We start from the raw sequence: 9,623 nt of genomic DNA, 5'->3' as shown, positions 1-9,623 counted from the left end.
CCACTACACACATCATCACTGTCAGCCCTCGAACTTGTAGCCCAGCCCGCGGACGGTCACCAGGTGCACCGGCTTGCCGGGATCGGACTCGATCTTCGAGCGCAGACGCTTGACGTGGACGTCGAGGGTCTTGGTGTCGCCGACGTAGTCCGACCCCCACACCCGGTCGATGAGCTGTCCGCGCGTGAGGACCCGGCCCGAGTTGCGCAGCAGGTACTCCAGCAGGTCGAACTCCTTGAGCGGCAGCGTGACGGCCGTGCCGCGGACCAGCACCGTGTGCCGCTCGATGTCCATCCGCACCGGCCCCGACTCCAGGACGCCGATGTCGCTGACCGGCTCCGCCTCGGCCTCGGCGCCGCGGCGCAGCACCGCCCGGATGCGGGCGATGAGTTCGCGGGCCGAATAGGGCTTGGTCACGTAGTCGTCGGCGCCCAGCTCCAAACCGACGACCTTGTCGATCTCACTGTCGCGGGCGGTCACCATGATCACCGGGACGGTCGACGTCGTCCGCAGTCGCTTGCACACATCGGTGCCGGACATCCCGGGGAGCATGAGGTCCAGCAGCACGATGTCCGCGCCCTCGGACTCGAAGTTCTCCAGCGCGGTCGGGCCGTCCCCCGCGACGGTGACCTCGAAGCCTTCCTTGCGGAGCAGGAACGCCAGCGGATCCGCCAGCGAGTCCTCGTCCTCCACGATCAGCACCCTGGTCACGGCACCTGGTCCTCTCCTTGGTCGGCGTGCTCGGCGCCGGGGGTCCCCCCGGCGCCACCCGGCTCCACATGAGCCGGAAGTTCGAGTGTGAAGGTCGACCCCGTACCGGGGCGGCTCCACAGGCTGACGGCGCCGTTGTGGTTCTGGGCGACGTGCTTGACGATCGCCAGACCCAGCCCGGTCCCGCCGGTGGCGCGGGAACGGGCCTTGTCGACGCGGAAGAACCGCTCGAAGACGCGGGCCTGGTGCTCCGGGGCGATGCCGATCCCGCGGTCGGTGACCCGCAGCGTCACGGTGTCCCCGGTCGCGGACCGGGTGATCGACACCGGGGTGTGGTCGGGCGAGTAGTTGATGGCGTTCGAGATGAGGTTGGCCACCGCCGTGACCAAGAGGGTCCAGTCCCCCTTGACCTCCAGCCCGGACGGCGCATCGGTGATGAGCTCGATCCCGGCCGCCTCCGCCGCCGACGCGGACCGGCGCAGGGCCTCGGCCACCACGTCGTCCACGTCCACCGGTTCCGGGTCGCGGATCCGTTCGGCGCCCTGCAGTCGAGAGAGTTCGATGAGCTCGGAGACCATCTTGCCGAGCCGCTGGGCCTCGCTCACCACGCGTCCGCCGAAGTACTCGACCGAGTCCGGGTCGTCCTTGGACTCCAGCAGCGCCTCGGCGAGCACCGCCATCGCCCCGACCGGGGTTTTGAGCTCGTGCGACACGTTGGCGACGAAGTCGCGGCGGGCCGCCTCCATACGACGGTGCTCGGAGTCGTCGTCGGCGAAGACCACGACGAACTGCTCGCCGTTGCCCTCGAGGATCTCCCCGCGCCCGCTCACCGACGGTATGCGGCGGCGGCCGGGGGCCATCTTGGCGGGCAGGTCGAACCGGGCGGGGTGGCCGTCCGTGAACGTCGACCGGGCCGCGCGCCAGACCGGCTCCACCAGCAGGCGGTCATCGACGATCCCTAACTCCGCTGCACGACGGTTGTAGAGGACCACGTCCTGGTGGCGATCCACGACCGCCAGTGCGTACGGCGCCTGCTGATAGACGCCCCGCAGGACATCCAGCCGGCTGGGCCCGGCCTGCTCCGCGCGCCGACGCTCACCGCGTCGGTGGATCAGTGGGACGACGAAGCCGCCCACGATGAAGCCGATGATCCCGGCGACGATCGCGAGGAAGATCCCCAGACTGACCTGCACGACCCCGATCCTACGGTGTGGCGTTCCGGCGCCCGAATCGCCAAACCCCCGGCCACCTGCGCGAAGTTCGCAGGCTGCCGGGGGTTCGCGACCCGTTCACCGGGCCTTCACCTACTACTTGCCGCCCTGGTTGGCCACGGCGGCCGCACCCGCGGCGGCGGCCTCCGGATCGAGGTAGGTGCCGCCCGGGTTGGCGACCAGCCCGGTCTCGTCGAAGTGGTAGACCAGCGGGATCCCGGTGGGGATGTTCAGGCCGGCAATATCCTCGTCGGAGATGCCGTCGAGGTGCTTGACCAGGGCGCGCAGCGAGTTGCCGTGCGCGGCCACCATCACGGTCTTGCCCTCCGCGAGCTTGGGGGCGATCTCGGCGACGTAGTACGGGATGAACCGGTCCACGACGTCCTTGAGGCACTCGGTCAACGGCACCTCCGGCAGGTCCGCGTAGCGCACGTCGGAGGTCTGCGAATACTCGCCCGCCGGGTCGATCGGCGGCGGCGGGGTGTCGTAGCTGCGGCGCCACAACATGAACTGCTCGTCGCCGAACTGGTCCTTGATCTCCGCCTTGTTCAGGCCCTGGAGCTTGCCGTAGTGACGCTCGTTGAGCTTCCAGTGCCGGATCACCGGGACCCAGTGGCGGTCACAGGCGTCCAGCGCGATGTTCGCGGTGGTGATCGCGCGACGCAGCAGCGAGGTGTACAGGATGTCCGGCAGGATCCCGGCCTCGGCGAGGAGCTTTCCGCCGCGGACCGCCTCCTCCCGACCGAGATCGGTGAGGTCGACATCGACCCAGCCCGTGAACTGGTTGGATGCGTTCCACGTGGACTGCCCGTGACGCAGGAGGACGAGTGTTCCGTAAGCCATACGGCCATTATGACCCGCGCTCCGAGGACTACGGTGCAGACATGACCGCACACGCCGGAGACACCCCCGAATCGACCGGGCGGCCGTGGACCGTCCACTACACGCCGGGGACCACGCAGGATCTCGACTACGGCACCACCACGCTGATCGACCAGTTCGACGACGCCGTGAGCTCCTACTCGTCCCGGCCCGCCACCGAGTTCTTCGGCCGCCTGACCACCTACGCCGACCTGGGCAGGCGGGTGCGCCGCGCCGCCGAGGGCCTGCGGCGCCTGGGCGTCGACCGCGGCGACCGCGTCGCCGTGCTGCTGCCCAACTGTCCCCAGGGCGTCGCGGTCTTCTATGCGGCCCTGCGCATCGGTGCGATCGTCGTGGAGCACAACCCCCTGTACACCGCCGACGAGCTCGAGGGCCCCTTCGCCGACCACGGGGCGAAGGTGGTCGTGACCTGGAACGTCGTCGCGCCCGTGGTGCGGGACCTCGCCGACCGGCCCGGCACCGCGATCGAGCACATCATCTCGGTCGACCTGCTCGACGAGCTCCCCGCCGCCAAGAGGCTGGCGCTCAAGCACCTGCCGGTGCCGTCACTGCGCGCCTCCCGGGACAAGCTCTCCCGGCCGGCACCCGGCACGCTGGACTGGGCGGACCTCGAGACGGGCGCCGAGCTGGATTTCTCGTACCCGCGGCCGGCGGCCGAGGATCCCGCGTTGATCCTCTACACCTCCGGCACCACCGGCACCCCGAAGGGCGCCGTGCTCACCCACGCCAACCTGGTGGCCAACGCGAAGATGGGTCGCGCCTGGGTTCCCGAACTCACGCCGGGCGAGGAGAAGTTCCTCGCCTCCCTGCCGATGTTCCACGCCTACGGCGTCACGCTGTGCGTGGTGTTCGGGATCGCCGAGGGCGCGCGGCTCCAACTGGTCCCGACCCCCGACATGGACCTCATTATGCCGATCCTGAAGAAGGAGCTGCCGACCTTCATCCCGGCCGTCCCGCCGATCTACACCAAGATCCTGGAGGAGGCCGAAAAGCGGAAGATCCCGCTGCACGGCATCCGGCACTCGCTGTCCGGCGCCATGAGCCTGCCCGCCGAGCTCATCGAGAGGTGGGAGTCCGCCACCGGCGGCCTCCTGGTCGAGGGATACGGGATGACCGAGACCTCCCCCATCACCGTCGGCAACCCCATGTCGACGGCGAGGCGGGCCGGCTCCATCGGCGTCCCGTTCCCGGACACCGATATCCGTGTCGCGGACAAGGACGACCCCTCGGTCGACGCACCGGCCGGCGAGCCCGGTGAACTGTTGGTTAAAGGACCGCAGGTGTTCCCGGGCTACTGGCGCAACGAGAAGGCGACCGCCGAGACCTTCCACGACGGTTGGATCCGCACCGGCGACGTCGTGGTGCAGGACTCCGACGGCTTCCTCCACGTGGTGGACCGGATCAAGGAGATGATCGTCACCGGCGGGTTCAACGTCTACCCGTCGGAGGTCGAGGCGGTGCTGCGCACGGCCCCGGGCGTCGCGGACTGCGCCGTGGTGGGCCGCCCGAGCTCCGACGGCGGCGAGAAGGTCATCGCCGCGGTCGTGCCGGAGCCCGGCGCCACACTCGACCCCGACGCCCTGCGCGCGCACTGCAAGGGCTCGCTGGCCGGGTACAAGGTCCCGCGCGAGTTCGTCGAACTGGACGAACTGCCCACCAACCCGATGGGCAAGGTCCTGCGCAAGAGGGTCGCGCAGCAGATCAACCCCTGACCGGCGGGTTGTCCCGGCCCCGGGCTACTCGGGCTGGGGCAGGTCCTCGGTGAGGTGGCGGAACGCGTCGAGGTTGCGCAGCGGCTCGCCCCGGGACACCCGCCACTCCCACTCGCGGCGGATCGAGGTGTGGAAGCCCAGCTCGATGAGGACGTTGAAGTCGTGGTCGGCGGCCTCGAGCACCTGACCCAGCACGCGGTCGAGCTCCTCCTCGGTCACCGCGACCAGCGGCATCCGGCCGACGAGGTAGATGTCGCTGTTGTTGTCCAGCGTGTAGGCCACCTGGTAGAGCCGCCGGTTGCGCCTCAGCAGGTAGTTGTAGACCTTCTCGAAGTCCTCGTCGGGTCGGCGGCACACGAACGCCTCGATGCGCACGCTCTCCCGGTTCACCGTCAGGTGGCACGCGGTCTTGAGACGCTTCTCCCCCGGCAGGATCACGACGAAGGTCCGTCCGTCGGCCAGCGTCGACTCGATCTCCCGCTCCACGAGGAAGTTGCGGATCCGCTCGACGGTGGGGGCGTCGACATCGTCCCGGTGCGGGGCCGGCCCGTCGTCGTCCATGCGCTTGCTCTCGGTGGGGTCGATCATCGTGACTCCTTCGGGGTGGTCGGCTGGGACTTCTCGTCGGCTGGGGCCTGTCGTCGGCAAAGACTTGTCGTCGGCCGGGCCAGGCGTCGGCCGGGCCTCGTAGGCGATTCGACGCGGCGGCTCCTGCGGACGGGAGATCAGGACGCGGTTGCCTCCGCACGTCGGGCCCGGTATGCGGCCATCGTGCCCGCATACGAGGACAGCAGCCCGTCGGCGGTGGAGTCCCAGGAAAACCCGGAGGCGTGTACCGGGGCGGCCCGCGACATCGACAGGCGCAGCTCGTCGTCGTCCAACAATCCCGACAACACGCGCGCCCACTCCCGCGGATCGTGCCCGTCGACGGTGATCCCGGTCCGGCCGTCGCCGACGGCCGTCGGCAACCCGCCCACCGCGGCCGCGACCACGGGGGTGCCGCACGCCTGCGCCTCGAGCGCCACCAACCCGAACGACTCCGAGTACGACGGCACCGCCACGATGTCGGCGGCGCGGTAGACGTCCACCAGCTCCGACGGCGGGCGCGGCGCCAGGAAGCACACGCGGTCGGCCACACCCAGCTCCTCGGCCAGCTCCATCAGCGAGCGCGGCCTTTCGAGCCCCGACCCGCTGGGCCCACCGACGACCATCAGACGCACATCGCGGCGGGGCTGGGCGCGCACCATCTCGGCCAGCGCCCGCACGATCACGTCGGGCGCCTTGAGCGGTTGGATCCGGCCGACGAAGGCGATCACCTCGGAATGCTGCCCCAGCCCGAGCGCGCGGCGGGCCCGCTCGGTCCCGCGTTGGGTGCCGGGGGTGTATTGCTCGAGGTCGGCGCCGGGCGGGACGACGTCGGCATGCGCGGGGTCGGCGTCGTAGTAGTCGACGAGTTCGCGCAGTTCGTCGGTGGTATTGGCGACGAGCCGGTCGGCGGCGTCCACGATCTGCTGTTCACCGATCCGCCGGGACTCGGGCTCGGGGGTGTCCCCCTCGGCGAGGACCGCGTTCTTCACCGCCGCCAGGGTGTGCGCGGTGTGCACCAGTGGCACCCCCCAGTGCTCGGACGCGACGAGCCCGGCCTGGCCCGAGAGCCAGTAGTGGGAGTGGATGAGGTCGTAGTGGCCCGGCGCCTGCCCGGCCTCCGCCCGCATCACGCCGGCGACGAACGGGCACAGCTGCGTGGGCAGGTCCTCCTTGCGCAGGCCCTCGAACGGTCCGGCCACGATGTTGCGGACCAGCACGCCGTCGCCCGCCTGCTCGACCGACGGCTGCGACGAGTGGGTGGCGCGGGTGAAGATCTCGACCTCCACCCCGCGGCGGGCCAGGCGGCGCGCGGTCTGCAGGACGTAGACGTTGAGCCCACCCGCGTCGCCCGTGCCCGGCTGGGCGAGCGGCGAGGTGTGGAAGGACAGGACCGCGATGCGCCGGGGCAGGGGGTGCGCGGCGCCGGGGTCGAGGTCGGTTACGGTCACCCGTCCGATTGTGCCCCCGCCCGCGCCGGGGTGCACGTCGCCCGTGCCCCCGCCCGCCCTGAGGTGACGACGACGAGGTGGGCTCCAGCGCGCCGGGCCCGCCCGCCACGAACGGCTACAGGGAGGCGGCGAACTCGTCGAGCTCGGCGAGGAAGCGCGGCGTCTCCTCGAGGAACGGCGCGTGCGCGGACTCGGCGAACTCGACGTAGCGGCCGCCGGGGATCATCTCGGCGTTCGCCTGCCCGGCCGACGGCAGCACCACCCCGTCGTGGGCGCCGTGGATGACCAGCGCGGGGATCGACAGGCCGCGCAGGGTGTCGTCGTTGTCCACCTTGCGGGTGAGCAGCGCCTGCCGGACCGTCGGCGGCGTGGCCAGCGACAGGCCCAGGATCCGCTGCCCGTCCGAGCCCGATCCCGAGCGCATCATGGCTGCTCCGAAGCTGGTGAACGCCGCCAGCGCGACCGACGGCTTCTCGTCGAACGCCCCGCCCGAGGTGACCTCCTTCATGGCCGGGCCGATCGCGCCGCCCGCCGAGCGGGAGAGGGAGGTGACCGCACCGCACAGCACGATCCCGCCGACCCGGCCCTCACCGCGGGCGGCCAGGTAGTCCGCGACCACGACCCCGCCGTAGGACCAACCCAGGAGGATCGCGCCCGAGCCCTCGGTGATCCCGGCGGAGTCGAGGACGGCCTCGACGTCGTCGGCCCACTGCGGTGCCGAGTCGTAGCCGCCGGCCGGGACGTCGGAGTGCCCGTGGCCGCGCAGGTCGATCGCCACCACGCGGAAACGCCGGGCCAGGTCGTTCAGCACGTCCTGCCCCCAGCTCGCGCTCGACTGCGCCCACCCGTGGATGAGCACGAGCGGCCGGGCGGCGGGGTCACCGAGCACGCGGTAGGCGATCGCGGTGCCGTCGGACGAAACGGCCGAGGCGAGGGCGGGCGCAGGGAGGGTGGGCGCGGGCGTCGAGGCGGCGGGGGCGTCGGTACGGGCGTCGGTTGGCGAGGCGGAGGGGGAGGCTGAGGCCATGAACCTCATGGTGCCAGAGCCGATCGCCGCGATCCGGCCCCCAGACCCCGCCCGCGGCGGTTACCGTTGCGCAATGGCAGCCACCAGCACCCGGACCGACCCCGATGTCGTGGTCCGCACGTTCTTCGACGCCCTGATGACCGGCTCCACCGCCTCCGCCGCGGACCTGCTCAGCGAGGACGTCTGGTGGGCCAACATCGGCCTGCCGACCATCCGGGGCAAGCGCGCGGTCGTCGGCGCGATCTCCTCGATGAACCGCAGCATCCGCTTCGGCGTGGAGATCCACCACCTCGCGGTGTCGGCGCCCGCGGACCCGACCGACCCGGCGGCCCCCGTCGTGGTGCTCACCGAGCGCACCGATTACCTGGGGGTGGGGCGGTTCCGCGTCGGCTTCTGGGTGTGCGGCCGCCTCGAGGTCCGCGATGGCCGGGTGTGCGGTTGGCAGGACTACTTCTCCAAGGCCGACATGGCCAAGGGCGCGGTGCGCGGACTCGTCGAAATGGTCACTGGTCGGGGTCGCTGACCTCGTCGTCGTCGTCCTCCCCCATCGACCGTGTCGGACCCGCCGCCTAGTCTCTAGGCCATGAGCATCGACCACTCCGCCGCCCGTGAGCGGCTCGCCGCCCTGCCCGCCGAGACCCGCATCGCGGTGGTGACGGGGGCGTCGTCGGGGATCGGTGAGGCGTCCGCGCGCGAGCTGGCCGGCCTCGGGTTCCACGTGGTCGTCGGGGCGCGGCGGGTCGACCGGCTGGAGGCGCTCGCGGCGGACATCGGCGGCACCGCCCTGCCCCTCGACGTCACCGACGCCGACTCGTGCGAGGCGTTCTGCGCGGCCATCCCCCGGCTGAACGTGCTGGTCAACAATGCGGGCGGCGCCAAGGGCACGACCAGTGTGATGGACGCCGACGAGGACCAGTGGCGCTGGATGTGGGAGACCAACGTCATCGGCACGCTGCGCATGGTCCGCGGTCTCATGCCGGTGCTGGTGGATACGGGCGACGGGCTGGTCATCACCATCACCTCGATCGCGGCCCTCGAGTCGTACGACAACGGCTCCGGTTACACCTCGGCCAAGCACGCTCAAGCGGTCCTGCACCGGACGTTGCGCGGGGAGCACCTGGGCCAGCCGGTGCGGTTCACCGAGATCGCGCCCGGCATGGTCGATACCGAGTTCTCCCGCGTGAGGTTCGACGGCGACGACGACAAGGCGGCCGCCGTCTACCGTGGGCTCACCCCGATGGTGGCCGAGGACGTGGCGGAGATCGTCGGGTTCGTGGCGAGCCGGCCCTCGCACGTCAACCTGGACCAGATCGTGGTGAAGCCGCGGGACCAGCACTCCGCGATGCGCGCCCACCGGGGCTGATGTGCGGTAGGTGAGGCTGGCCATGGTGTACCCAGGTTAGGCTTACTGACCTGGTGAAACGTCGCCGGCGAACATAGGCTGGCCCCCTACCGAAAGGGGCCTCCTCCATGGCCAGGAACAAGAACTCATTCGTCGAACTCCTCTCCGCTCAGGTCGGTCACGAGTTCGCCGCCAGTCAGCAGTACATCGCGATCGCCGTGTGGGCGGACGCGCAGGACCTACCGCAGTTGGCGTCGCGCTTCTACTCGCACAGCCTGGGTGAGCGGAACCACGCGATGATGATGGTCCAGTACATGCTCGACCGGGAGATCGCCGTGACGATCCCGGCCGTGCCCGCGCCGGAGGCCCAGTTCCGCGGTCCCGCCGATGCGCTGCGCGCCGCACTGGAGCAGGAGAAGCAGGTCACCCGGCAGATCGAGGCGATGTTCCAGGCCGCCCGCGCCGAATCCGACCCGCTCGGCGAGCAGTTCATGCTGTGGTTCCTCCGCGAGCAGGTCGAGGAGGTCGCCAACATGAACACCCTGGTGACCATCGCCGAGCGCGCCGCCGACGACTGGTTCCGCATCGAGGAGTACCTGGCCCGCGAGACCGACTCCTCCACCAACACCGGCACCCCGCCCTCCGTGGCCGGCGGCGCCGTCTGACCCTGCGCCGGCTGCGCCGCCACGCCGCCGGGCCACC

At 70.9% G+C, this 9,623-nt stretch carries 10 protein-coding genes; 4 read left to right on the top strand and 6 right to left on the bottom strand.

Translation table 11 applies throughout. From position 1 onward, the window contains the following. Positions 1–21 precede the first annotated feature (21 nt). The 3 genes from G6024_RS12900 to G6024_RS12890 form a co-directional block, all read right to left on the bottom strand. Positions 22–711 (bottom strand): response regulator, encoded by a 690-nt coding sequence (locus tag G6024_RS12900; protein ID WP_067717069.1) that lies wholly within the window; start codon positions 709–711, stop codon positions 22–24. Then, positions 708–1,904, bottom strand: a complete 1,197-nt coding sequence (locus G6024_RS12895) for a sensor histidine kinase (protein ID WP_067717072.1) — start codon at positions 1,902–1,904, stop codon at positions 708–710. The genes G6024_RS12900 and G6024_RS12895 overlap by 4 nt, the downstream gene beginning before the upstream one ends. Before the next feature lie 114 nt (positions 1,905–2,018). Next, the gene (locus G6024_RS12890; RefSeq protein WP_067717075.1) at positions 2,019–2,765 is read right to left on the bottom strand and encodes a phosphoglyceromutase; all 747 of its coding nucleotides are present in this window, start codon (positions 2,763–2,765) and stop codon (positions 2,019–2,021) included. A gap of 41 nt (positions 2,766–2,806) precedes the next feature. Here G6024_RS12890 and G6024_RS12885 point away from each other — a divergent pair, with 41 nt between their 5' ends. Beyond that, on the top strand, positions 2,807–4,516 hold the full coding sequence (locus G6024_RS12885; RefSeq protein ID WP_067717079.1) for a long-chain-fatty-acid--CoA ligase: 1,710 nt from the start codon (positions 2,807–2,809) through the stop codon (positions 4,514–4,516). Positions 4,517–4,540: 24 nt separating this feature from the next. Here the strand turns inward: G6024_RS12885 and G6024_RS12880 are convergent, their stop codons facing one another. The 3 genes from G6024_RS12880 to G6024_RS12870 form a co-directional block, all read right to left on the bottom strand. Beyond that, positions 4,541–5,104: a type III secretion system chaperone family protein gene (locus G6024_RS12880; RefSeq protein WP_069389592.1), complete on the bottom strand. Its 564-nt coding sequence runs from the start codon at positions 5,102–5,104 to the stop codon at positions 4,541–4,543. A 137-nt stretch (positions 5,105–5,241) separates the two neighbouring features. Further along, the gene (gene mshA / locus G6024_RS12875; RefSeq protein WP_067717081.1) at positions 5,242–6,552 is read right to left on the bottom strand and encodes a D-inositol-3-phosphate glycosyltransferase; all 1,311 of its coding nucleotides are present in this window, start codon (positions 6,550–6,552) and stop codon (positions 5,242–5,244) included. Between the two features lie 115 nt (positions 6,553–6,667). After that, positions 6,668–7,579, bottom strand: coding sequence for an alpha/beta fold hydrolase (locus G6024_RS12870; protein WP_159148870.1), 912 nt, complete (start codon positions 7,577–7,579; stop codon positions 6,668–6,670). Between the two features lie 73 nt (positions 7,580–7,652). Between G6024_RS12870 and G6024_RS12865 the strand changes: the two genes are divergently transcribed. The 3 genes from G6024_RS12865 (at position 7,653) to G6024_RS12855 (ending at position 9,586) form a co-directional block, all read left to right on the top strand. Then, positions 7,653–8,102 carry a limonene-1,2-epoxide hydrolase family protein gene (locus G6024_RS12865; RefSeq protein ID WP_067717084.1) on the top strand — a complete coding sequence of 150 codons (450 nt, stop codon included), beginning with the start codon at positions 7,653–7,655 and terminating at the stop codon, positions 8,100–8,102. A gap of 60 nt (positions 8,103–8,162) precedes the next feature. Beyond that, positions 8,163–8,942, top strand: a complete 780-nt coding sequence (locus G6024_RS12860) for an SDR family oxidoreductase (protein ID WP_067717087.1) — start codon at positions 8,163–8,165, stop codon at positions 8,940–8,942. 107 nt (positions 8,943–9,049) lie between these two features. Continuing rightward, positions 9,050–9,586 carry a ferritin gene (locus G6024_RS12855; RefSeq protein WP_067717088.1) on the top strand — a complete coding sequence of 179 codons (537 nt, stop codon included), beginning with the start codon at positions 9,050–9,052 and terminating at the stop codon, positions 9,584–9,586. Positions 9,587–9,623 lie beyond the last annotated feature (37 nt).

The sequence above is a fragment of the Dietzia maris genome, assembly GCF_014144855.1.
In the GTDB taxonomy this organism is placed as follows: domain Bacteria; phylum Actinomycetota; class Actinomycetes; order Mycobacteriales; family Mycobacteriaceae; genus Dietzia; species Dietzia kunjamensis.
The sequence above is the reverse complement of the archived record's forward strand: the minus strand, read 5'-3'. Positions and strand labels throughout refer to the sequence as shown.

Excerpts from the sequence above, each read along its gene's own strand:
- G6024_RS12890 (WP_067717075.1), bottom strand. The coding sequence starts at position 2,765 with ATGGCTTACGGAACACTCGTCCTCCTGCGTCACGGGCAGTCCACGTGG.
- G6024_RS12885 (WP_067717079.1), top strand. The coding sequence starts at position 2,807 with ATGACCGCACACGCCGGAGACACCCCCGAATCGACCGGGCGGCCGTGG.
- G6024_RS12880 (WP_069389592.1), bottom strand. The coding sequence starts at position 5,104 with ATGATCGACCCCACCGAGAGCAAGCGCATGGACGACGACGGGCCGGCC.
- G6024_RS12870 (WP_159148870.1), bottom strand. The coding sequence starts at position 7,579 with ATGGCCTCAGCCTCCCCCTCCGCCTCGCCAACCGACGCCCGTACCGAC.
- G6024_RS12865 (WP_067717084.1), top strand. The coding sequence starts at position 7,653 with ATGGCAGCCACCAGCACCCGGACCGACCCCGATGTCGTGGTCCGCACG.
- G6024_RS12860 (WP_067717087.1), top strand. The coding sequence starts at position 8,163 with ATGAGCATCGACCACTCCGCCGCCCGTGAGCGGCTCGCCGCCCTGCCC.
- G6024_RS12855 (WP_067717088.1), top strand. The coding sequence starts at position 9,050 with ATGGCCAGGAACAAGAACTCATTCGTCGAACTCCTCTCCGCTCAGGTC.